Here is a 22,977-nt window from a genome sequence, read left to right as displayed (position 1 = left end):
GGCATGCTCTATTCTCTGGAAGTTGATAATTTCGGCATTATTGATCATCTGGAAGTGGAATTCAGCTCCGGCTTGAATGTACTGACCGGGGAAACCGGGGCCGGCAAGTCCATCATTCTGGAAGCCCTGCAGGCCGGACTGGGGCAGCGGGCGGCCAGTGAGGTGGTGCGCAGCGGAGCGCCTTACGCCCGTGTGCAGATTGCCTGTGCCCTGCCGGAGACTGCCGAAGTGCAGGAACTGCTGGCCGGGGCGGACATTGAACCCGATGAGGACCGCACTCTGCTTCTGCAGCGGGAAATCAAGGCCGGCGGCCGGCAGGTCTATAAAATTAACGGTCAGGCCGTAACCGCCCAGTTTTATCGTCAAATAGGCAGCCAGCTGGTTGACCTGCACGGGCAGCACGAGCAGCAGGCCCTGTTGCAGCCCGCCCGGCACAGCCGCATTCTGGATTTGTTTGCCGGGGAACCGCTGCCCGAATACCTGCAGGAGCTGCAAAGCTGCACCCGGGAATGGCAGCAGGTGCAGCAAAAAATAACCGATCTGCAGCAGCGGAGTGCCGAGGCGGCCCGCCAGCTGGATCTGCTGCAGTACCAGATCGCCGAAATAGATGCCGCCTCTCTGATGCCGGGGGAGGAAGAACAGCTGCAGCAGGAAAGAGACCGGCTTTTGCACGCTGGCAGGCTGGCGGAAGCTGCCACCCGGGCCTACCAGTATATTTATGGCGGCAGCCGGAGCGGCGGGGCGGCTGTAGACGCACTGGCGGCGGCCATCAGAGAGCTGGAAAGCGTCGCTGTTTATGATAGCGCACCGGGGCAGTGGCGGGATCTGCTGACCGGACATCTGTACACCCTGGAAGAAACAGCGCGCGAAATCCGGAAGTACAGTGAACAGCTGGAAAGTGATCCGGCACGGTTGGAGGAAGTGCAGAACCGGCTGGACCAGATCAAAAAGCTCCAGCGTAAATACGGCGCAACAGTGGAACAAATCCTGGACTACAGGCAACGGGTCGAGCAGGAACGGCAGGAATTGCAGAGCAGCGAGCAGCTGCTGGAGGAACTACAGGGGCGGTCCCGGGAACTGGAGGAACGCTGGCGGCAGGCTGCCGCCCGGGTTTCCGGGCTGCGCCGCCAGGCGGCCGGCCGTCTGGAAGACCTGGTGAGCAGTGAACTGGCCGGTTTGGAAATGGCCCATGTAGTGTTTCGAGTTTGCTTTCAGGAAATGGCGGAGATATCGCCGGCCGGCCGGGAGAAAGCCGAATTCTACCTGTCACCACACCCCGGTGAGGAGCTGCGACCCCTGCACCGGATTGCCTCCGGTGGAGAAATGTCCCGCATTTTTCTGGTGCTAAAGTCGGTTCTGGCCGAGGCGCTGGGTGTTCCTACCCTGGTTTTTGACGAAATTGATGCCGGTATCGGCGGGCGCACCCTGCAGGCCGTAGCTGAGAAGATTGCCGATCTGGCCCGGTACCGGCAGATCATCTGTGTCACCCATGCGGCAGCCATCGCGGCACTGGCGGATAAACACTTTTACATTTTTAAGCAGGAAAAGCAGGGCCGCCTGCAGACCATGGTCACGGTTCTGGACCGGGAACAGCGGGTGCAGGAACTGGCGCGCATGCTGGGGGGCAGAAACACTTCACCGGCGGTTTTGGAACATGCCCGGCAAATGTTGAAAAGCAAAATTAGCTAAAATAATAGTTAAATTTAAGCATCAGTTGCAAAACTGGTGCTTATTGTTTTAGATACATTTAACTCGTATATATATATTCAAAATAGCCACAATTAATATTAAATAGTTCCTGTCTTGTGGAGGTGAATAAAAGAACAGGAGGGATAATTTTGCATGGAGAAAAAAAGTCAGTCCGCTTTCATGTACTTATTATGCTCTTCATTGCATGGGCAGTTGTCCTGGGTTTGCAATTTAAGCCATTAAATTGTTTTTCAACACTGCTTAATGTCCAGCTGGGCGACCCTCTCCTGCCTCCCAACCTGCTGCCTCCCCTGCTCCAGAACAATCTCTCCATCTCGGTAGCCGAACAAAAGGTTTCAGCTTCTCCGCACCGCATCCCCCTGGCCAGCCAGGCCGGGCCAGCTACCCTGGAACTCAAGCTGTTTGGTTTCATCCCGCTACCCAGACTGGTGCTCAATGTAGTGCCTCCCGTTTATGTTGTCCCCGGCGGTCATTCCATCGGGGTGATGGTACAGCACCGGGGAATCATTGTGGTCGGAATTGCTCCGATTTTTGATTCGGCAGGCCGGAAAGAATCGCCGGCTCGATTGGCCGGTATTGGGCCGGGCGATGTAATTTTACAAATTAATGGGCAGAAACTGGACAACAGCCGGCAGATGCAGCAGCTGATTGCCCGGTCGGGACGGCAGCGCCTGTTCTTCACCGTGTTGCAGCAGGGCAAAATGAAGAAAATTGGCGTCCAGCCGCTGTATTGCCCGCAGAGCAAAAGCTATCGCATCGGGCTGTATGTGCGGGACGGAGCATCGGGTGTGGGTACACTGAGTTTTTATCACCCGGCATCGGGTACCTATGGCGCTCTGGGCCATATTATTGCCGACCAGGAAACAGGCATTCAAATTATGCCCGAGCGGGGATCGATATTTGAAGCCCGGGTGGTGAATATTAACATAGGGCGCAGTGGTCAGCCGGGGGAAAAAGTGGGCCGGTTTATTCCCAACGGGGCCATTGCCGGCAACATCACCAGCAATACCAACCTGGGCATTTTCGGCCGGTTGGAAAAACCGGTGTTTAATCCATATTTTGCTTCTCCTATCCCGGTGGCTATGAGCTATCAGGTAAAGAAAGGTCCGGCAGAAATGTATACCGTATTGTCCGGCCAGCAAATTCGCCGTTTTCGCGTAGAAGTGGTCGATGTGCTGCCACCTTTTATGCAGAAGCAGGGTAAAGGTATGATCATTCGAGTGACCGATCCGGAACTGCTGGCCACGGCCGGTGGTATTATTCAGGGCATGAGTGGTAGTCCCATCGTCCAGCAGGGAAAATTAATTGGCGTAGTCACCCATGTGTTTTTAAATAAACCAGAGCAGGGATATGCCGCTCTGGCCGAATGGATGGTGGAAAAAGCGGGCCTGTGGCCAAACGGAGTGACCGAAACAGCTGACAGGGCGGCACCGGCCGCCCTGTTTGTATGTAAAAATATGTTAATGATGGAAAAATATAATTATATTTTTTATTGAAGCAGGAATTTTCAAAACACCGTCGAATCAAACTGGATATAAATACCTGTGCAGAGAGAAAAAGATAAATTTTTTATTGCAGGAGGCGGGATTTGATGTTTAAGAAGACCATCAAGCTGCTGATCGCCGATGACAACAAGGATCTCTGCGAAGTGTTGAGAGAATTCATAAATCAACAGGATGACTTTGTGCTGGCGGGAATTGTGCATAACGGACTGGATGCTCTGGAGCAAATTGCCAGAATCAGTCCCGACGTGGTGGTGCTGGATGTGATCATGCCCCATCTGGACGGTATCGGGGTGCTGGAAAGGTTGGGCAGTTTCAGCCCGCGGCCCCGGGTAATCTTGCTCACCGCTTTTGGACAGGAGACCCTGACCCAGCGGGCGGTGCAGCTGGGTGCTGACTACTATCTGCTCAAACCCTTTGACTTTGGTGTGCTGGCCAGCCGTATTCGCCAGCTGGCCGACGTGAGCAGCAATGTCATACCGGCGGCCTACGTGAACCCGGCACCGGCCCGGCCCAAAAATCTGGATGTGGCGGTTACTAATATTATCCATGAGATGGGCGTACCGGCGCACATCAAAGGTTACCATTATTTGCGCGATGCCATACTCATGGTGGTAAACCAGGTCAGCCTGCTGGGGGCTATCACCAAGGAGCTCTATCCATCTATTGCGGAAAAGTACAAAACCACGCCCAGCCGGGTGGAGCGGGCTATCCGTCACGCCATTGAGCTGGCCTGGGATCGAGGCAATGTGGAGATGATGAACAAGTACTTCGGCTACACCATCAATCTGGAAAGGGGCAAGCCCACCAATTCCGAGTTCATAGCTATGGTGGCCGATAAGCTCAGAATTGAAGCCAAAGTTAGCTAAAATGATTCTAACCTGACTTCGGTCAGGTTTTTTTGTAAATAATCATTTCTTGACGGTTAAATTATTTAGTATATAAAATGTGGAGAGTGATCGGGAGGTGTAGCTTTTGTTCATCAGAGGGACGGCGAAACTGGATACCCGGACCAAGAATCTGACTCCGCGCCTGCGACCGGGCGACATAGCAATAATTGATCACGCCGAGCTGGATGATGTAGCCGCCCATGCACTGGTGCAGGCCAGGGTGAAGGCCGTCATCAATGCCGCCCCTTCCTTGAGTAACCGTTATCCCAACCCGGGGCCTCTCACCCTGGTGCAAAACGGCATCGTGCTGCTGGATAATGTGGGACGGGAGATTTTCCAGCTGGTCACTGAAGGACAAACCGTGGAAATTTCTGGTTCACAGATCCTGCTGGGCGGTCAGCCGGTGGCCAGCGGACGTATTTTGACCGAAGATGATATCAGAGCAGCCATGGCCAGCGTTAAATCCAACATGCAGGCCGTACTGGAGGATTTTGTAATCAACACTCTGGAATATGCCCGCCAGGAAATCGGCCTGATCAGCGGTCAGTATCCGCCGCCCCGCCTGAAGACGAATTTTCGGCGCCGGCAGGCCCTGATTGTGGTGCGGGGACAGAATTACCGGGAAGATCTGACTACCATTCGCTCATATATTGATGAAGTGCGGCCGGTGCTGATCGGGGTGGACGGGGGAGCTGACGCCCTGCTGGATTTTGGCCTGACTCCCGACCTGATTGTCGGTGACATGGATAGCGTTTCCGACCAGGCGCTGTGCTGTGGAGCTGAACTGGTGGTACACGCCTACCGGGATGGCCGGGCACCCGGCCTGGGACGAGTACAGCAACTGGGACGCAGCGCTCATATTTATGCCGCGCCGGGTACCAGCGAGGACATCGCCATGCTGCTGGCCTATGAGCACGGGGCGGAACTGCTGGTGGCCGTGGGCACCCATTCCAACGTGCTGGATTTTCTGGAAAAAGGCCGGCGGGGTATGGCCAGCACTTTCCTGGTGCGGCTGAAGGTGGGGTCCATCCTGGTGGATGCCAAAGGAGTGAGCAAGCTGTACCGGTCCCGGCTGACCGGCCGCCATGTGGCCCAGATTGCCCTGGCGGCGCTGATCCCGGTGCTGGCGGCCATTTTTGTTTCTCCTTCGGCCCGGGAGCTTTTGCGCCTTCTCTACATAAATGTGCGGGCGCTGATCGGTATTTAAAACAGGATTCAGACAGGAACCGGATCTTTTAATCAGGCACAAAAGGGGCTGTGCGAATTGATCATCAACCTGCGCTACCATATCGCCTCGCTGGTGGCTGTTTTTCTGGCCCTGGGCATTGGTATTGTTATTGGCGGGGCTATGCTGGGCAACAATACCATGGTGGAAAAGCAAAAGCAGCTTACCGATCGTCTGGAAGCCCAGTTGAGCTCCCTGCGCCAGAAAAACGATGTGCTGGCTGCTCGGGCCAGCACACTGGAAATGGACAAGAATACCTACCAGCAGTTTGCCCAGCAGGCCATGCCGGCTCTGATTGGCGGTCGCCTAAACGGGCGTCAGATGGCCATCATCGAGACTAACAGCTATGGCTTTGCTGAAGGTCTTTTACAGGCTTTGCAAGCTGCCGGCGCCCAGGTGGTATCGGTGACTACGGTTTTGAACGGATTGGAAGTCCGCGACAAAAAGAGCACCCTGGCTGCTCTGGACTGGCGGGACAGTCAGGAGGATCTTACCACTCGCCTGGCCTGGGAGATAGCCACATATATTGCCACCGGCAGGGGAGAAAAAACCATCAAGTATCTGCAGGAGCAGGATTTGCTGCGCACCAGCGGCAAATACGGCCAGTATATCACCGATGTGATTATTGTGGGCGGATCCATGGATGAAAAGCTGAACAAAGCGGCAACGCTGGATATTCCCCTGATCGAGTTTTTCCAGCAGCAAAAAATTGCGGTCTACGGGGTGGAGGAGAGTGTGGCCGCCATTTCTTATATGCGCGAGTACCAGAAAAAACGCATCAGCACGGTGGACAATATTGATACGGTGCCCGGTCAGGTGGCTCTGGTCATGGCCATGACCGGCAAACCCGGACATTACGGGGTCAAATCCACCGCGCAAAAACTGCTGCCCGCCCTGGAGGATACAGGGCCGGCCAATGTGGGGAGCGGAACCAGAAGTGGCAGGAAGTAAAGCAGTATCGGTATTGATTCCGGCCTACAACGAAGCCCGGTATATTGCCGCCACCGTGCGGGCTGCCTGGCAGATTCCCGGTGTACAACAGGTGGTGGTGGTTAACGATGCCTCTACCGACGACACCGGGACGCTGGCCGTGGCAGCCGGAGCACAGGTGGTCAATCTGCCGATGAATGGAGGAAAAGGCCATGCCCTGAATACCGGTTGCCCTGCCCTTGAGGGTGAACTGGTACTTCTCCTGGACGGTGACCTGGGGGAAAGCGCGGCCCAGGCCGACCGTTTACTGGAGCCACTGCAGCGGGGTCAGGCCGATTTAAGCATTGCCGTGTTCCCGGCGGTGGCGGGCAGCGGCGGCTTTGGTCTGGTGAAAGGACTGGCCCGTCTGGGCATTAAGGCGCTGGCCGGTATTGATGTTCAGGCACCGCTTTCCGGACAGAGAGCCCTGACCAGATCGGCACTGCAGTGCGTACTGCCCTTTGCCAGCGGCTACGGTGTGGAAGTGGCCATGACCATCAGAGCGGCCCGCTGCGGCCTGCGCATTGTAGAAGTGCCCGTACCCATGCACCATCGCTATACCGGGCGCAACCTGCCGGGATTTATCCACCGGGGCAGGCAATTTATACAGGTAGCGCGGGCGCTGGTGAACTGCCGGTGATGGTCAGGGCGTTTTTGTATTTGGTCACCGGTTTCCTGATCACCCGCCTGCTCCTGCCCGGGGTGCTGCAGGTGATCAGGCGGGCTGGCTTTTTGCGCCCCAACTACCGGCAGGAAAACATTCCGCTGGGGGCGGGCCTGGTTTTTCTCCTGACCATACTGCTGGCCGCACCGCTGCTGCTGCTCGGGTCTTTACTGAACCGATCGGACCCGGCAACAGTGGACTTCAGAACCTGGCTGCTATTTTTGTTTGGCGCGGCAGTTTTTACCGCCCTGGGTTTGCTGGACGATGTCTGGGGTAGCCGGGAGACAACCGGCCTCAAGGGTCACCTGGGCCGGCTGCTGGCCGGGCACCTGACCACCGGGGGGATCAAGTTCATTTTTGGCGGCAGCGCCGCTCTGACCGCCGCTCTGCTGCTGGGCGGCGGTATTGGAAACGTTGTTGTGAACACACTGATCATTGCCCTGTCAGTGAACCTGCTTAACCTGTTGGATTTGCGCCCCGGCCGGGCCGGCAAGGGCTACCTGCTGGTGGTTGCGCTGCTCCTGCCCCAGACCTGGCCCGGCCTGCCGGCATATTTGCTCCTGCTTCTCACCGGCAGCCTGCTGGCCTACCTGCCGACCGATTTAAAGGCCCGGGCCATGCTGGGCGATACCGGCGCCAATCTGCTGGGCTTTTTTCCGGGACTGGCCGCCGCCACATTGCCGCCGGGCAGCTTTAAATACGCCTTTCTGGCTGTATTGTTGCTGCTGCACCTGATTGCCGAAAAACATTCCTTCAGCCAGATCATTGCCCGCAGCCGCATCTTGAATTTTTTCGACCAACTGGGCAGGGGGTAGGGCTGCAGGGCTGTCCGGCTGCAGAGCGAACTTTTTTCAACACTGCTGTTTCCGGGTTGCCAAGCATAATTTACACCATTTTAACTCCAGGAGCAGGAATTGTGTGAATTGTGTCGAATATAGACTGGCAAAATGCCGGTGTTTACCGCACCGGTTTATTTATTGAGACGGGAGCGAAGAGCATGGCGTGGTTACGCCGGATTACCATATTTACCGGCAATCTGGGCAGTGGTAAAACCGAACTGGCGGCCAGTTATGCCCTGCATTTGCGGCAGGAACACGATCTGCCCACGGCTATAGTGGACCTGGACATAGTTAACCCCTACTTCCGTACCCGGATGATTGAAAGAGAGCTGGGCGCAGTCGGCATCCGGGTGATTTGCCCCCGGGGCCGCCTGGCGGCAGCTGACATTCCTTCACTGTCGGCCGAGATTAAAGCGGTTTTTATTGATCAGCAGTTATACGGAGTTTTTGACGTAGGTGGCGATGATGTGGGGGCCACCGCCCTGGGCCAGTACCGGGATGAACTGCCGGATGGCGAATACCGGCTGCTCTTTGTGATCAATGCCTGCCGTCCCTTCACCCGCCAGCCCGCTGCCATTGAAAAAATTATGGCTGAAATCAGCCAGGCCGCCCGCCTGCCGGTGGATGGCCTGGTCAGCAATACCAACCTGGGTGCTGCCACCGACCTGGACACTTTTCTGGCCGGCCATGCCGTGGTGCAAGAAGTGTCCGCCAGAACCGGCCTGCCCGTGGTTCTGGCCGGAGTGCTGCCGCATCTGCTGTCCGAAGCACGGGCTGCGTTGCCCGGTGTGAAGATATTACCTGTACGCCGCTTCATGGTACCGCCCTGGGCGGACAACTGTTAGGGGAGGGAATTTTTTGCCGCGCGTCACATTTCGCGAAGAAAGATGCAAGGGGTGCGAACTCTGCCGGGCTTTTTGTCCCCGGGGAATCATTAAGATGTCAGACCGGTTGAATGCCATGGGCTTTCACCCGGCCACAGTAGAAGAAGAGGATATGGCCAGGTGTACCGGTTGTGCCACCTGCGCCCGCATGTGCCCGGATATTGTTATTGAGGTGGAAAAGGAGGAGAAGAAGGTTGGCTAAAGTGCTCATGAAAGGCAACGAAGCCCTGGGAGAAGGGGCGGTGCGGGCCGGTTGCCGCTATTTCTTCGCCTACCCCATTACACCCCAGAGCGAACTGCCTCATTATCTGGCCAAACGCCTGCCGGAAGTGGGCGGTGTTTTTTTACAGGCTGAAAGTGAAGTAGCTTCCATCAACATGGTCTTCGGAGCGGCCGGCGCCGGCGCCCGGGTGATGACTTCCTCCTCCGGACCGGGCATCAGTTTGATGCAGGAAGGAATCTCCTATCTGGCCGGAGCCGAGCTGCCCTGTGTGATTGTCAACATGGTGCGGGGCGGTCCCGGTTTGGGCAACATTGCTCCCGCCCAGTCGGACTATTTTCAAGCTACCAAGGGGGGCGGACACGGCGATTACCGGCTGATAGTGCTGGCACCCTATTCGGTGCAGGAGATTATTGATATGATGCAGGATGCTTTTGACCTGGCGGAAAAATACCGCAACCCGGTTATGCTCATGGGCGACGGGGTGCTGGGGCAAATGATGGAGCCCGTGGAACTGCCCGATGTCGAGGTAGGACCAGTTTCCCCGCCACACCGCCCCTGGGCGGCCACCGGCCGGATGGGCCGCACCGTCAAGAATCTAATCAATTCACTGTATATTGTGCCAGAAAACTGCGAGGTGCACAACCAGAAGCTGTGGGAGAAATACCAGCAGATCAAGGACGCTGAACAGCGCTGGGAAGAGTACCACACCGCCGATGCCGAGCTGGTCTTGGTGGCTTACGGTACTTCGGCCCGGGTTTGCCAGGCTGTGGTGGATATGTACCGGGCAGAAGGACAAAAGGTGGGCTTGCTGCGCCCCATCACCCTCTGGCCCTTCCCGGAAAAGCCTTTTGCGGTACTCAGCCAGACCGCCCGGATGTTCCTTACTGTGGAAATGAGCACCGGGCAGATGGTGGAGGATGTGCGGCTGGCGGTGAACGGCCGGTGCCCGGTTTATTTCTACGGGCGCAGCGGCGGCATGCTGCCGGTTGCCCGCGATGTTTATCGGGAAGTGCAAAAACTCTACTGCGGGGGTGAGCAATAATGGCCAAAGTGTTCAGCCGGCCCCGGAGCCTGAAAGATATCCCCTTCCATTATTGTCCGGGCTGTACCCATGGCATCGTGCACCGGTTGGTGGCCGAAGTAATAGATGAAATGGACTGCTTTGACCGGGCTATTGCCGTCGCCCCGGTGGGTTGTGCGGTTTTCGCCTATGATTATTTCGACTGCGATGCCTTCCAGGCCGCGCACGGCCGGGCACCGGCCGTGGCTACAGGTATCAAACGGGTGCTGCCCGACCGCCTGGTTTTCACCTACCAGGGGGATGGCGACCTGGCGGCCATCGGTACCGGTGAGGTAGTACACGCCGCCGCCCGCGGGGAAAACTTCACGGTGATTTTTATCAACAACGCCATTTACGCTATGACTGGCGGCCAGATGGCCCCCACCACCCTGCTGGGTCAAAAGACTACCACCACGCCCTACGGGCGGGACCGGCAGGTGAACGGCTGTCCGGTGCGCATGAGCGAGATGCTGGCCGTCCTGGACGGCACCGCCTATGTGGCCCGAGTGAGCGTGCACAACCCGGCCAATGTGAACAGGGCCAAAAAGGCCATCCGGCGGGCTTTTGAAATACAGATGGCCGGTCAGGGCTTTTCCATTGTGGAAGTGCTCTCGGCCTGTCCCACCAACTGGGGTCTTGCCCCGCTGGAAGCGCTGAAGTGGCTGGAAGAGAACATGATCCCTTACTATCCGCTGGGCGAGTTCAAAGTCCCGGCCGGGGAAGGGGGAGAACAGCATGTTTGAAGCCATACTGATTGCCGGGTTTGGCGGCCAGGGGGTGCTGTCCATGGGCCAGCTGCTGGCCTATGCCGGGATGACCGACGGGCGCCACGTTTCCTGGATCCCCTCCTACGGGCCGGAAATGCGGGGCGGTACAGCCAACTGCGGGGTGACCATATCGAACAGGCCCATCAGCTCGCCCGTGGTCAGCGAGCCCACCGTGCTGATTGCCATGAACCGCCCTTCACTGGAAAAGTTTGAACCAGCGGTGGTACCGGGCGGCCTGATTCTGGTGAACAGTTCGCTGATTGATATCCGGGTACAGCGCAGCGATGTCCGGGCCTACTATATACCTGCCAACGAACTGGCCGAGGAGATTGGCAGCAGCAAGGTGGCCAACAACACCATTCTGGGGGCTCTGCTCAAACTGACCGGGGCAGTGAGCATCCCGGCCGTGGAAGAGTCTCTGAAAAAGGTGCTGCCGGCCCGCCGGCACAATCTGATCCCCATCAATTTGCAGGCTTTGCAGGCGGGTATGGATTTCATTGAGCAGCAAAATCAGCTATTGGCAACACAGGTTTAAAATTACAGCTTATCTGATAAAATATGGACAAACAGCTTTGCGGCCGTTGGAAATGTGTACCCCATCCCCTTCCGGCGGCTGTATTTTTTGCTGGATACCGCGAGAAAGAGGCGATCAACATGGTCAATACCAGACGGTTGTTGCAGCAGTTCCTCTCTCTGGTCAGAATTGACAGTGTGAGTGGTCAGGAAAAAATGCTGGCAGATTATTTGCGGGAGGAAATGGCCAGACTGGGCTTCAGTGTAGTGGAAGATGATGCCGGTAAAAAGATCGGTTATTCCTGCGGCAACCTGATCTGCCGCCTGCCCGGCCACCGCTGCGAGCGGGAGCCGCTGTTGCTGAGCGCTCACATGGACACCGTGGAGCCCGGACGGGGGGTGGAACCGGTTGTGGAGGACGGTCTTGTCCGCTCGCAGGGGGAAACCATCCTGGGTGCCGACGACAAGGCCGGGATAGCAATTATCCTGGAAGCCGTGCAAGTATTGCAGGAACAAAATCTGCCCCGACCGCCGCTGGAAGTGGTGTTCACGGTGGGGGAAGAGCAGGGGCTGCTGGGGGCTCGCCACCTAAATTTTTCGCTGCTGCAAGCCCGCCAGGGCTATGTGCTGGACTGCGATGGTTCACCGGGTACACTGATTGTACGCGCTCCTGCCCAGGACCGCCTCAGCGCGACCATTACCGGCCGCGCAGCTCACGCCGGGATCAACCCGGAGGACGGAGTCAACGCCATATATGTGGCCGCCCGGGCCATCAGCCGGATGAAACTGGGGCGGCTGGACCAGGAGACCACGGCCAATATTGGCACTATAGCCGGTGGTCAGGCGACCAACATCGTACCCGAAACCGTTACTCTGCAAGGGGAAGTGCGCAGTCTTACCGATGCTGTGCGCGAGCAGGTCACGAAGCAGATGGTGTACATACTGCAAAGTACCGCGCAGGAGATGGGGGCCCGGGCCGATGTGCAGGTGGAAACACTGTATTATTCCTTCCACTTGACTCCCGCCCAGCCGGTTGTGCAGCTGGCCGGGCGGGCGGCCCGCACTCTGGGCCTGGAGGTGGTGCACCGCTCTTCGGGCGGCGGCAGTGATGCCAATGTCTTCAACCGGCACGGGCTGGCGGTGGCCAACCTGGGCATTGCCATGCAAAAGGTGCACACCACCCGGGAATGCATTGCTGTGCGCGACCTGGAATTGTCTACCGCCTATCTGGTGGAGATCATCAAGCAGGCGGGGGAAAGCAATTTATGATCAGGTTGCGCCAGGGTATTGTTGAACAGATCAAAAGTGTCCGGCCGGGTGCCATAGAATTGCTGGTACTGCTGGAAGGACGCAGGGAAAAAGCCCTTAACTACGACCGGCTGACCGGTCCGGTCCAGGTCGGTGACCGGGTATTGCTCAATACCACTGCAGTACAGCTGGGGCTGGGTACGGGAGGCTACCATTATGTGCTGGCCAATTTAAGCCGGCCGGTGCCTGATCCACAGCCCGGCGGCCACATCATGAAGATGCGCTATACCCCGCAGCAGGTAAAAGTGCTGGCCATTGAAGAACCAGAACATCCTCTGCACGGTCTGTACCGCCAGACGGAACAGCTGGAGGGCCTGCCGGTGCTGGTGGCATCACTGCATTCGCTGCTGGCACCGCTGGCGGCCGTGTTCAAATACCTGACGCAGGAAAAGTACCGTCTGGCCTATATCATGACCGACGGGGCGGCCCTGCCGCTGGCCCTCAGCCGCAGCGTGGCCGAGCTCAAGGAAAAAGGGCTCCTGGATGTGACCGTCACCTGCGGACACGCCTTTGGCGGCGACCTGGAGGCCATCAACATTTACAGCGCTCTGCTGGCCGCCCGGGGGGCGGGGCGGGCCGATGCCGCGATTGTAGCCATGGGACCGGGTATTGTGGGCAGCAACAGCACCTATGGCTACACTGGCGTGGAGCAGGGAGAAATTGTTAATGCTGTCAACATTCTGGGGGGACAGGCTGTGGCTGTCCCCCGGATCAGTTTCGCAGATCAGCGGGAGCGCCATTACGGGCTCAGCCATCACACCCGTACCGCTCTGGGCCGGATTGCCCTCACGCCGGCCACGGTGGTTTTTCCGGATTTAAGCGGGCCCAAACTGGATCTGGTTCGGGAACAGATCAAAGCGGCCGGATTGGAGAGACGACACCGGGTGATCTTTAAAGATGGCAGTATGCTGGAAAGCGCCCTGGCCCATTATGAACTGCAGGTTTCCACTATGGGCCGGGGGCTGGAGGAAGAACCCGAATTCTTCCAGGCTGCCGCCGCCGCTGCCGCTCATACTGCCACTATGCTCCAGCTCTGATTCCCATTCGCGAACAGTTCGAGAACAGGTTCTACCCGCCGCGCACTTCCTGAAATGTGCTGGCGCAACAATTCCCGCCTGGAAAGAAGGTGTTCTTTTGGCCAATTTTACTGGCGTGTTGCTCACGACTGATGCCAGCGGTGCCGCCCTGGCCGCCCGGCAGGGTCTGGTGGTGGTAATTGTGGATCTAATCGATTTTTCCACTACCATGGAAGCCGCTCTGGATGCTGGTGCGGCTGCGGTCTGGGGCTGTGCCCCCGATACGGCCCGGCCGCCAGTGGAGGTAAACCCCTACCGCACAGCCGCCCTGGCCGCCCGGCAGGCTCTGGATGTCAGTGACGGCCGGCTGATTCTAGTCGCCGAGCCCCGCCTGGGCAGCGAGGAGCAGCGCCGCCGCACCATGCCGACCGTCCTGCGGGCTATTGCCGACAGCGGTGCCCGGGTGGAGTGTGTGCTGCCCAACCTGGGGGCGGAAACCGCCCGCCTGGTTGATTTTCAGGGCAGAGTGGTGCTGGGCGTAACCAGTACCGGGGGAGTAGCTTATGATGCGGCCGTAACCGCCGGAGCCCCCGCTGTTCTAACCGGTACGGTGGCGCGCACCCTGCATCATAAAGGCTTGCAGCCGGCCCGCAACAGTGCCCGGCGGGCTGTGGATGCCGCCCGGCAGCACCGCTGCGGTATTGCGGTGGTGGCCGCCAGTGCCAATTCGCAGGAAGACATCCTGGCCGCCCGGCTGATCATGCAGGAAATATTGGTATTGATCCGCTGAAGGGATATCTGGCGTTACATCTTCGGCAGGACAATGGTATAATTTAACCGGAAGCGATACTGCCGATCTGAGCAACAGATGATATCGGCAGTTTATTAACTGATCGACAGCTAGAAATACCCTTCAGCCAGAGGAGACGAATGCGATATGAGTTATGCTGTTATTTCAGCGGTTCTGGAGCGCATTCCCCAGCTGATCGGCCTGCCCGGCAAAGCGCTGGAAACAATTGTGCGCACGGGTAGCCTGCACAAAATCCCGGCCGGACAGGTAGTCTTTCGCCGGGGGGAGAGCGCGGAAGCCATCTACATTGTGTTGCTGGGCGGACTGACCCTGTACCGGAACGCCCTCTGTCTGGGTGAGGCGATCAGCCAGGCGGGGCCGGGCAGTGTGCTGGGTCCGGTGGCCTTTTTATCTGGCGGTCAGTGGCCGGTGAGCGGGAAATCCTCTGCGGAAACACTTCTATTCAGCTTTGGCTTGGCTACCATCAGCAGGGTGGAACAGGTTTCTGGCGCCGCCGCCAGTGAACTGCGTCTGCGGTTGCGCCAGGCCGATGCGCTGCTGAAAAACAGCGCAGCACAGGTGCCCGGCGATGAGGAGTTGCCCCCGGAACTGTTCTGGCGCAGTTATATCTGTCCCTGCTGTTCCTCAACGGTTTATTCCTGTGCCGTGCGCAGCCGGGCCCAGCGGGTGTCCGGAGTGGAACAGGATTTTTACATTCAGTACGAGGGGCACAATCCACTGTACTATGCGGCCATTGTCTGTGATGCCTGCGGTTATGCTTTTGACGAGGCCGATCGAGAGCCGCTGCGCCCGGCGGTGAAAGAGGTTGTACTCCCTCGTCTGGCCAATCAGTCCCGCTGTGGCTATGCGGGAGTGCGCACCCTGGAAAAAGCCATTGATGCCTATCACCGGGTGATCTACTGCCAGGGCATTGCCGAACGCAGTGCGGCCATTCGGGCCAACTCCTGCCTGAAGCTGGCCTGGATTTACCGGGGAGCGGGCGATCGAGAAATGGAAAACCTCTGGTTGAAACAGGCCCGCCATTTTTTTATGGAAGTTTACGAGAAGGGCCAGTCACTGGGAACCAAACAGGAATTGCGGCTGATGTACCTGCTGGGCGAAATTCACTACCGCCTGGAGGACTTCAAACAGGCCGTGGAATGGTTCAGCCAGATCACCCATCACCCCGGTCACCAGCAATTTCCCCAGTACGCCCGGTTGGCCCGGCAGCGCTGGCAGGAAATCCGCTACCAGCTGAGCGAAATAAACAAGCAAAATCCGGAAAGCAGTCCGTAAGGCCTGGGAGCATTGTCAGGAACCGAAAGGAGTGCTCGGACCATTGGCTATTATGATCGTAGAGGACCATTCGGACAACCAGCAGTTGCTCCTGGCCATCCTGAACCGGGCTGGCTACCGGGACATCGTACTAGCTGATACAGCAAAAAAAGCAATGGAAATACTGGCCGGGCAGCGCGGTGCTGTGGTTGAGGAAGCGGTTGATTTAATATTGCTGGACGTTTTGCTGCCGGATATGGACGGCATCCAGCTCTGCTATCGTTTAAAAGAAAATTCCCGACTGGCGGATATCCCGGTGATCATGGTTACTGGGGTAACCGAACTCAGTTATCTGCAGGCGGCTTTTGAAGCGGGAGCAGTGGATTATATCACCAAACCCTACCGGAAGGAGGAACTGCTGGCCAGATTGCGGGCGGCAATGCTTTTGAAAAAGGAGCGCGACCGCCGCCGGGCCCGGGAGCGGGAACTGGAGGAACTGACACAGGCCTTAAAACTGGCCAACCACCGCCTGCAAATTATGGTCCATCAGGACGGATTGACCGGTATTGCCAACCGACGTTATCTGGAGGAATATCTGACAGTCCTGGAACGGGAACAAAACACAGGGGAGCCTTTTTCCCTGATCATGCTGGATATTGATTATTTCAAGCTCTATAACGACACATGCGGGCACCTGGCTGGTGATGCCTGCCTTAAGCAGCTGGCCCAAAACCTGGCCCGCTTGCTACCTGGTCCCCGGGATTTGCTGGCCCGTTACGGGGGAGAAGAATTTGTCGCCGTCTTGCCCGGAATGCCGCCCGCTCGGGCGGAACAGCTGGCCGGCCAGATGCGAGAACTGGTAAGGGAGCTGGCCATTCCCCACCGGCAAAACCCCCGGGGAGGTATTGTTACCATCAGTCAGGGGGTGGCCGGAATGGAACAGCGCGGTGCACACAGCCTGAAGGTGCTGCTGGAAGCGGCCGATGCAGCCCTGTACCGGGCCAAAAATGCGGGCCGCAACCGGGTGTGCACCACGATAATCGCATAATTCTGGGGGAAGTGAGCAATGATGGAGGAACTGCTGGCTGAACTGCAGCAGGAGAAAATTCTGATCAAGGTTGATGAGGACATTAAAGAGCTCATTCCGGGCTACCTGGTCAACCGCTGGCAGGATGTGATCAGTTTACAGCAGGCCCTGGCCGCCAGGGACTACCGCAGCATTCAATTTATTGCCCATGGTCTCAAAGGTTCAGGAGGTGACTACGGTTTTGAATTCATCAGCCAGCTGGGGTATCGGCTGGAAGAAGCCGCCAAAAAGCGGCAGGCAGAGCCGGTCAGACAACTGATTGACTTGCTGACTGGATATTTGCATAAAATAGAGCTTTCCGATTAAGCAATGTGCCCTGGCGGTTACTTTACGGGGTGTGGGATACAGATGGCTATTTTAATTGTGGAAGATCTCTACGACGATCAGCAGATCCTGGGCGCATCCTTTACCTCACCCCGGGCGTTGCTTACAGCGGCCGACCGGGCCCTTTACCGGGCCAAGCGGGCCGGACGCAATCAGCTGGCTCTGGCCGACCCTGTGGAGAGCGATTGTTAGCAAGGAGGCCGTTGTAATTTGAATGCCCGCATCCCGGAATTTATCCCATGTTGGAAAAGCAGTTTGATGCGCAGTGGCATTGGCCGGACCATGCTGCTCTGGTCACTGCTCATCGCCCTGCTGCCTCTGCTGGCAGTTAGCCTGCTCAACTACTGGCAGATCAGCCGGGCCCTGCGCCAGGATCTGGACCAGAAACTGATTGCGGTGAGCAAGCTAAAAGCGCAGCAGGTGGAGCAGTTCTTTCAGTGCGCTCTGGCCGATGCCGGATTGCTGGCCGGCAACCCGGCGGTGCAGCAGTATCTGATGCAGCCGTCTTTCTCCGGAAAGGGCAGCACCCTGCCGGCCGGGGCACTGGAGCAGCAGGCCAAGGATTTACTGCAACGAACCGGTTATCAGGATCTGCTGCTTTTAGACAGTCGGGGCAACATTGTTTATGCCCGGCGGGAAAAAGGCTGGATCGGCCGCAACATTCTGGAAGAAAACAACAGCAGCCAGCTGGCCCGGGCCTGCCAGAGAGCACTGCGCAACCAGATCGCGGCCCTGGCCGATTTTGAAAAATTGCCTGTCTATAATGATACCGCTGCCGGATTTACCGTGCACCCGGTTGATCACCCGGACGGGCGGGTGCTGGGCTATGTGGCCTTACGTCTGGCTATAGCCCAGCTCAACCAGATCATGCATCAGGACGCCGGCCTGGGACAGGACAGTGAGGTGGGGCTCATTGGCAGCGACCTGCGCCTGCGCAATGACTCTCCTCTGGAAGAGGGCTCCACCGCTCTGGGAAAACCAATTAACACCCTGCAGCCCCGGCTGTGGTACAAAGAGCATGTGCAGGGCAATATGCCCGCCGAAATGGACGAGCAGACCTCAGCCTATACGGGCCGGCGGGGCGTGCCCATTGTGGCCGTGCACCGGCACCTGGAAGTGGACGGCGTCAAGATGGGTATTTTTGCCGTAGCTTCCCAGGCGGAAGCGCTGGGCGCGATCAGAAAGCAGCGCAATATTTGCATACTTCTGTTTTTTGCAGCCGGAGCGCTCATTGCACTGCTGGCCGGTCGACTGGTGCAGGGCCTGGTGCAGCCGCTGCGCCAGCTCAACCACTGGACCAGACAGGTGGCGGCAGGCGATCTGCAGCATATGGCCATAGCCGCGCCGGCCAATGAGCTGGGCCAGTTGCGGGACAGCTTTTCAGCCATGGTGGATTCCTTCAAAGCAGTGAGCGATACCTGTCAGGCGGTGGCCCGGGGAGATTTCAGCCACCAGATCGCCCCCCGCAGTGATCGTGATGTGCTGGCAGCCTCGGTCAATCAGATGATTGAAAAGCTGCGCGGTGTGGTTAGCCAGGCCCGGGCCATTGCCGGAGGAGATTATGCTACCAAGATTACGCCCCTGTCGGAAGATGATCAGCTGGGCCTGGCCATCCAGACCATGGTGGCCGATCTGCGCCGGGTCAGAGAGGAAAACCGGCAGCGCAACTGGCTGAAAAACGGCCTGATGGCGGTGAACGACCAGCTGCGGGGTGAGCTGGCCCCGGCCGAGCTGGCCCAACGGGCGCTCACTGCTCTGGCCACGCACCTGGAGGCCCGGGCTGCGGTTTTTTACTTGTATGATGATCAGAGCCGCCTCCTGCATTTGTTGGCCAGCTACGCTTTTTCCAGGCGAAAGAACATGGCCCTGCAACTATCTGAAGGGGAGGGCCTGGTAGGACAGTCCGTACTGGAGAAAAAGACCATAGTGCTCACCAATGTACCGGCAGATTACTATGTCAATGTTAACTCCGGTCTGGGTGAAACCGCTCCGCATCAGATTGTCATCACACCGTTAGTGTACAATGGTCAGGTAAAAGGAGTGGTGGAGATGGCCACTCTGAGTGAACTGGAGGATGTGCAGCTGGAGTTTTTAGAGCGGGCTGCCGAAAATATTGCCATCGCTCTGGAAACCGCCCGGGCCCGCCAGCGCATGGCCGAGCTGCTGGAAAAGACCCGGCAGCAGGCTGAGGAGCTGCAGGTACAGCAGGAAGAGCTGCGCCAGATGAACGAGGAGCTGGAGGAGCAGACCAGAATACTGAAAGAATCCCAGAGCAGACTGCAGGACCAGCAGGAAGAGCTGCGCCAGATCAATGAGGAGCTGGAAGAGCGCACCGAGATACTGGAAAAACAGCGCCGCATTTTGGAGCAGAAAAACCGTGAGCTGGAGGAAGCCCGCCAGGGGCTGCAACAAAAGGCCCGCGAACTGGAGCTGGCCAGCCGCTATAAGTCAGAATTTCTGGCCAACATGTCTCATGAGCTCCGTACCCCTCTCAACAGCGTGCTGATCCTGGCCAGATTGCTCAGTGAGAACAAGGAAGGAAACCTTACCTCCCGGCAGGTGGAGTATGCCCGCACCATTTACGCTGCCGGTTCTGACTTGCTCAATCTGATCAATGACATTCTGGATCTATCCAAAATAGAGTCGGGGCGGCTGGAATTGAACAGAGAAGCCGTACATCTCCCTAAACTGGCTGCCGATCTGGAAAGACAGTTCCGCTACCAGGCCCGGGAGAAAAACCTGGAATTTGCCGTGGTTGTAAACCCGGACGTGCCCAGTACCATATCGGCCGATCGACAGCGCCTGGAGCAGATTATCAAAAACCTGCTCTCCAACGCTTTTAAATTTACAGAACGGGGCCGGGTTCAACTGGAGTTTACCCTGTCGGATCGCCCTGCCGGAACCAGTGAGCTGCCGGACAGGCTGCTGGCCATTGCGGTCAGCGATACGGGCAAAGGTATTGCTCCCAGCAAGCAGCAATTAATCTTCGAAGCATTCCAGCAGGAAGATGGCACCATCAGCCGGCGTTATGGGGGTACCGGTCTGGGCCTGTCCATTTCCCGGGAACTGGCCCGCCTGATGGGAGGCGAGATCCATCTGGTCAGCCAGGAGGGGCAGGGCAGCACATTTACCCTGTATTTGCCCCTTGAGCCGGCCGGGCAGATGGAGCAGAGTAGCACACTGTCAGATAGTACTGCGGGTTTGCCGCAGCTGCCGGAGAAGACGGTTGAGCAGGTGGCTGCAGTTGCCGGTGCGGACCCACCGGTGGCTGTGAACCAGCATCCGGCGCATGCTCAGCAACCGGTAGAAACATTTGCGGATAACGGGCAGCGCCTGGTATTGATTATTGAGGACGATGCCCGCTTTGCCGGGCTGCTCGCGGATCTGGCCCGGCAGAAGGGATTTCAGACGGCCCGGGCGGAAAGCGGGGAGAATGGCCTGGCTCTGGCCCGGCAGCTGCGACCGGCGGCCATAATTCTGGATATCGGTCTGCCCGGCATTGACGGATGGAAAGTGCTGGAGATGCTGAAAAAAGATCATTTGACCAGACACATTCCGGTACACATCATCTCGGCCCATGATCATTCACTGGAAGCGCTGCGTCAGGGGGCCATCGGTTATTTGACCAAGCCGGTCAGTCCGGAGGATCTGGAGCGGGCTTTCCAGAAGATCCAGGATCTGATCAGCAAACAGGTGAAAAAGCTGCTGGTGGTGGAGGACGACCCGCAGCAGCGGCGCAGCATCCTGGAGCTTATCGGCAACGGCGATGTAGTGACCACCGCCGTGGGCAGCGGGGGAGAAGCATTTCGGTTGCTGAAGGAGAATAAATATGACTGCGTGGTGCTGGATCTGGGCCTGCAGGACATGTCGGGCTTTACACTGCTGGAAAAAATCAAGGCCGACCCGGAGCTCAGGCACATTCCGGTTATCGTTTACACTGGAAAGGAGCTGACCCGGGAAGAAGAAAGCATCCTGAACGCTCTGGCAGAAAGCATAATTGTGAAAGGAGCCAGGTCGCCGGAGCGCTTGCTTTACGAAACCACCCTGTTTTTGCACCGGGTAGAGGCCAATCTGCCTTCTGTGCAGCGTCAGGCGCTGCGAGTACTGCATGAGCAGGATCAGATCTTCCAGGGCAAAAAAATCTTGCTGGTAGATGATGATATGCGCAACGTTTTTGCCCTGCTGAGCATCCTGGAAGAGAAGGGCCTGGAAATTATGGTGGCCCGCAACGGCCGGGAGGCGCTGCAAAAGCTGGACGAGCATCCCGATACCGACCTGGTGCTGATGGACATTATGATGCCGGAAATGGATGGTTACCAGGCCATGCGGGCCATCAGGCAGCAGGAACGCTTCAAAGATCTGCCTATCATTGCCCTGACGGCCAAAGCCATGGTGGGCGATCGGGAAAAGAGCCTGGCCGCCGGAGCCAGTGATTACCTGTCCAAGCCGGTAGATCCGGACAAGTTGATTTCTCTGCTGCGCGTCTGGTTGTACCGCTGAGAACTGAGAAAGGAGGCCAGTCACTGTGGCCGGCAGGCATAATGTGGAAGACATTGAACTGCAGCTGCTGCTGGAAGCAATATATTTACAATATGGCTATGATTTCCGGGATTATGCCCGGGCTTCCGTAAAGCGGCGCCTGAGCCATCGTTTGGTTCTATCTGGCCTGCAGTCTTTTTCTCAGCTGCAACATGCTGTACTGCGCGACAGACAGCTTTTCGAGCAGATAACTCTGGACCTGTCCATCAGTGTAACCGAAATGTTCCGGGATCCTTCCTTTTACAGAGCCCTGCGCCAGGAAGTCGTTCCGGTACTGAAAACCTACCCCTTTGTCAAGATCTGGCATGCCGGCTGTGCCAGCGGGGAAGAGGTATACTCCATGGCCATTCTGCTAACTGAAGAAAATCTGTACAACCGCTGTCAGATCTACGCTACCGATTTCAACGAGTTGGTGCTGCAGCAGGCGCGAGAGGCCATCTACCCCGTGGAAAAAATGAAACAGTACAGCACCAACTACCTGCAGGCAGGAGGCCAATCTACCCTGGCGGACTACTATACCGCCAGTTATGATCTGGCGATTATCCACCAGGAGTTAAAAAAAAATATCCTGTTTGCCGCCCATAACCTGGTTACCGACGGAACCTTTGGTGAAATGCACCTGATTATGTGTCGAAATGTGCTGATTTACTTCAATAAGGAACTGCAGACCAGAGTGGTCAAACTGTTCGTGGACAGTCTCTGCCGGCAGGGATTTCTATGTCTGGGCAGCAAGGAGAGCCTGCGTTTTTCACCTTATTACGACCTTTTTGAAGAAGTGATCCCCCATGAAAAAATCTATCGCAAGAAGATATGAGGCTGTGGTCATCGGGGTATCGGCCGGCGGACTTAGCGCCCTGCGCCTGCTGCTGCCTGCGTTAAAACCTGATTTTTCCTTGCCCGTGGCCATAGTGCAGCACCAGTATCCGAGCGCCGATGACTTTCTGGCCCGATATTTAAACGACCTGTGCTCTCTGCCGGTGAAACAGGCGGAAGACAAGGAAGAATTTAGTCCGGGCACGGTCTATATCGCACCGCCGGATTATCACCTGCTGATAGAGCTGAACCGCACTCTCTCTCTGTCGCTCGATCCACCCGTAAACTATGCTCGTCCGTCCATAGATGTGCTTTTTACCTCGGCTGCCGATGCCTTTGGTCCGGCCCTGATCGGGGTAATTCTCACCGGGGCCAGCAGTGACGGCAGTGCCGGGCTGCAGCAGGTTAAGCACAGGGGTGGCCTGGCTGTTGTCCAGGATCCGGCAACTGCCGAAGTGGACTATATGCCCCGGTCGGCACTGGCCGTAACCAGAGTGGATTACATTCTACCGCTGGAGGAAATTGCCGCACTGCTCAATGATATAAGCAACGGTTTTGTAACCAGATAATGCTTTAAAG

The 22,977-nt window shown here is 57.3% G+C and carries 22 protein-coding genes; all 22 read left to right on the top strand.

Annotated elements, in window-relative coordinates; genetic code table 11:
• Positions 1–3 precede the first annotated feature (3 nt).
• The 22 genes from recN (at position 4) to ACUVTU_RS01510 (ending at position 22,967) form a co-directional block, all read left to right on the top strand.
• Entirely contained in the window at positions 4–1,689 is a 1,686-nt protein-coding gene (gene recN, locus ACUVTU_RS01615) for a DNA repair protein RecN (protein ID WP_445888212.1), read from the top strand.
• Positions 1,690–1,838: 149 nt separating this feature from the next.
• Positions 1,839–3,206 (top strand): SpoIVB peptidase, encoded by a 1,368-nt coding sequence (gene spoIVB, locus ACUVTU_RS01610; RefSeq protein WP_445888211.1) that lies wholly within the window; start codon positions 1,839–1,841, stop codon positions 3,204–3,206.
• Positions 3,207–3,301: 95 nt separating this feature from the next.
• Positions 3,302–4,081: a sporulation transcription factor Spo0A gene (gene spo0A, locus ACUVTU_RS01605; protein WP_445888210.1), complete on the top strand. Its 780-nt coding sequence runs from the start codon at positions 3,302–3,304 to the stop codon at positions 4,079–4,081.
• Between the two features lie 106 nt (positions 4,082–4,187).
• Complete coding sequence (gene steA / locus ACUVTU_RS01600; RefSeq protein WP_445888209.1) at positions 4,188–5,309, top strand: putative cytokinetic ring protein SteA; 1,122 nt, start codon at positions 4,188–4,190, stop codon at positions 5,307–5,309.
• A gap of 57 nt (positions 5,310–5,366) precedes the next feature.
• Entirely contained in the window at positions 5,367–6,278 is a 912-nt protein-coding gene (locus tag ACUVTU_RS01595; protein ID WP_445888208.1) for a copper transporter, read from the top strand.
• The gene (locus ACUVTU_RS01590; protein ID WP_445888207.1) at positions 6,265–6,936 is read left to right on the top strand and encodes a glycosyltransferase family 2 protein; all 672 of its coding nucleotides are present in this window, start codon (positions 6,265–6,267) and stop codon (positions 6,934–6,936) included. Before ACUVTU_RS01595 ends, ACUVTU_RS01590 begins: the two co-directional genes overlap by 14 nt.
• A 20-nt stretch (positions 6,937–6,956) precedes the next feature.
• Positions 6,957–7,775 (top strand): hypothetical protein, encoded by an 819-nt coding sequence (locus tag ACUVTU_RS01585; RefSeq protein WP_445888206.1) that lies wholly within the window; start codon positions 6,957–6,959, stop codon positions 7,773–7,775.
• Between the two features lie 182 nt (positions 7,776–7,957).
• Positions 7,958–8,644, top strand: coding sequence for a hypothetical protein (locus ACUVTU_RS01580; RefSeq protein WP_445888205.1), 687 nt, complete (start codon positions 7,958–7,960; stop codon positions 8,642–8,644).
• A 13-nt stretch (positions 8,645–8,657) separates the two neighbouring features.
• A complete protein-coding gene (locus ACUVTU_RS01575; protein WP_018085107.1) occupies positions 8,658–8,885 on the top strand; it encodes a 4Fe-4S dicluster domain-containing protein in 228 nt (75 codons plus the stop codon).
• Positions 8,878–9,948, top strand: coding sequence for a 3-methyl-2-oxobutanoate dehydrogenase subunit VorB (locus ACUVTU_RS01570; protein WP_445888204.1), 1,071 nt, complete (start codon positions 8,878–8,880; stop codon positions 9,946–9,948). The genes ACUVTU_RS01575 and ACUVTU_RS01570 overlap by 8 nt, the downstream gene beginning before the upstream one ends.
• Positions 9,948–10,709 (top strand): thiamine pyrophosphate-dependent enzyme, encoded by a 762-nt coding sequence (locus ACUVTU_RS01565; RefSeq protein WP_445888203.1) that lies wholly within the window; start codon positions 9,948–9,950, stop codon positions 10,707–10,709. The genes ACUVTU_RS01570 and ACUVTU_RS01565 overlap by 1 nt, the downstream gene beginning before the upstream one ends.
• Positions 10,702–11,268, top strand: a complete 567-nt coding sequence (locus ACUVTU_RS01560) for a 2-oxoacid:acceptor oxidoreductase family protein (RefSeq protein WP_445888202.1) — start codon at positions 10,702–10,704, stop codon at positions 11,266–11,268. The genes ACUVTU_RS01565 and ACUVTU_RS01560 overlap by 8 nt, the downstream gene beginning before the upstream one ends.
• Before the next feature lie 119 nt (positions 11,269–11,387).
• Positions 11,388–12,515, top strand: coding sequence for a M20/M25/M40 family metallo-hydrolase (locus tag ACUVTU_RS01555; RefSeq protein WP_445888201.1), 1,128 nt, complete (start codon positions 11,388–11,390; stop codon positions 12,513–12,515).
• Positions 12,512–13,591, top strand: a complete 1,080-nt coding sequence (locus tag ACUVTU_RS01550; RefSeq protein WP_445888200.1) for a DUF3866 family protein — start codon at positions 12,512–12,514, stop codon at positions 13,589–13,591. Before ACUVTU_RS01555 ends, ACUVTU_RS01550 begins: the two co-directional genes overlap by 4 nt.
• A 97-nt stretch (positions 13,592–13,688) precedes the next feature.
• Entirely contained in the window at positions 13,689–14,360 is a 672-nt protein-coding gene (locus tag ACUVTU_RS01545) for a hypothetical protein (protein WP_445888199.1), read from the top strand.
• A gap of 147 nt (positions 14,361–14,507) precedes the next feature.
• Positions 14,508–15,656 (top strand): DUF2225 domain-containing protein, encoded by a 1,149-nt coding sequence (locus ACUVTU_RS01540; protein ID WP_445888198.1) that lies wholly within the window; start codon positions 14,508–14,510, stop codon positions 15,654–15,656.
• Between the two features lie 52 nt (positions 15,657–15,708).
• Positions 15,709–16,683, top strand: coding sequence for a GGDEF domain-containing response regulator (locus ACUVTU_RS01535; protein ID WP_445888241.1), 975 nt, complete (start codon positions 15,709–15,711; stop codon positions 16,681–16,683).
• 18 nt (positions 16,684–16,701) lie between these two features.
• Complete coding sequence (locus tag ACUVTU_RS01530) at positions 16,702–17,028, top strand: Hpt domain-containing protein (protein ID WP_445888197.1); 327 nt, start codon at positions 16,702–16,704, stop codon at positions 17,026–17,028.
• Positions 17,029–17,070: 42 nt separating this feature from the next.
• Entirely contained in the window at positions 17,071–17,238 is a 168-nt protein-coding gene (locus ACUVTU_RS01525) for a hypothetical protein (RefSeq protein WP_445888196.1), read from the top strand.
• 66 nt (positions 17,239–17,304) lie between these two features.
• On the top strand, positions 17,305–21,546 hold the full coding sequence (locus ACUVTU_RS01520) for a response regulator (protein WP_445888240.1): 4,242 nt from the start codon (positions 17,305–17,307) through the stop codon (positions 21,544–21,546).
• 25 nt (positions 21,547–21,571) lie between these two features.
• On the top strand, positions 21,572–22,399 hold the full coding sequence (locus ACUVTU_RS01515; protein WP_445888195.1) for a CheR family methyltransferase: 828 nt from the start codon (positions 21,572–21,574) through the stop codon (positions 22,397–22,399).
• Complete coding sequence (locus ACUVTU_RS01510) at positions 22,371–22,967, top strand: chemotaxis protein CheB (protein WP_445888194.1); 597 nt, start codon at positions 22,371–22,373, stop codon at positions 22,965–22,967. The genes ACUVTU_RS01515 and ACUVTU_RS01510 overlap by 29 nt, the downstream gene beginning before the upstream one ends.
• Positions 22,968–22,977 lie beyond the last annotated feature (10 nt).

The organism is Desulfurispora sp. (assembly GCF_052744395.1).
The sequence above is the reverse complement of the archived record's forward strand: the minus strand, read 5'-3'. Positions and strand labels throughout refer to the sequence as shown.

What these genes read in the sequence shown, in the direction of transcription:
- recN (WP_445888212.1), top strand. Translation starts at nt 4, where the DNA reads ATGCTCTATTCTCTGGAAGTTGATAATTTCGGCATTATTGATCATCTG.
- spo0A (WP_445888210.1), top strand. Translation starts at nt 3,302, where the DNA reads ATGTTTAAGAAGACCATCAAGCTGCTGATCGCCGATGACAACAAGGAT.
- ACUVTU_RS01580 (WP_445888205.1), top strand. Translation starts at nt 7,958, where the DNA reads ATGGCGTGGTTACGCCGGATTACCATATTTACCGGCAATCTGGGCAGT.
- ACUVTU_RS01565 (WP_445888203.1), top strand. Translation starts at nt 9,948, where the DNA reads ATGGCCAAAGTGTTCAGCCGGCCCCGGAGCCTGAAAGATATCCCCTTC.
- ACUVTU_RS01560 (WP_445888202.1), top strand. Translation starts at nt 10,702, where the DNA reads ATGTTTGAAGCCATACTGATTGCCGGGTTTGGCGGCCAGGGGGTGCTG.
- ACUVTU_RS01555 (WP_445888201.1), top strand. Translation starts at nt 11,388, where the DNA reads ATGGTCAATACCAGACGGTTGTTGCAGCAGTTCCTCTCTCTGGTCAGA.
- ACUVTU_RS01550 (WP_445888200.1), top strand. Translation starts at nt 12,512, where the DNA reads ATGATCAGGTTGCGCCAGGGTATTGTTGAACAGATCAAAAGTGTCCGG.
- ACUVTU_RS01540 (WP_445888198.1), top strand. Translation starts at nt 14,508, where the DNA reads ATGAGTTATGCTGTTATTTCAGCGGTTCTGGAGCGCATTCCCCAGCTG.
- ACUVTU_RS01535 (WP_445888241.1), top strand. Translation starts at nt 15,709, where the DNA reads ATGATCGTAGAGGACCATTCGGACAACCAGCAGTTGCTCCTGGCCATC.
- ACUVTU_RS01530 (WP_445888197.1), top strand. Translation starts at nt 16,702, where the DNA reads ATGATGGAGGAACTGCTGGCTGAACTGCAGCAGGAGAAAATTCTGATC.
- ACUVTU_RS01525 (WP_445888196.1), top strand. Translation starts at nt 17,071, where the DNA reads ATGGCTATTTTAATTGTGGAAGATCTCTACGACGATCAGCAGATCCTG.
- ACUVTU_RS01520 (WP_445888240.1), top strand. Translation starts at nt 17,305, where the DNA reads ATGCGCAGTGGCATTGGCCGGACCATGCTGCTCTGGTCACTGCTCATC.
- ACUVTU_RS01510 (WP_445888194.1), top strand. Translation starts at nt 22,371, where the DNA reads ATGAAAAAATCTATCGCAAGAAGATATGAGGCTGTGGTCATCGGGGTA.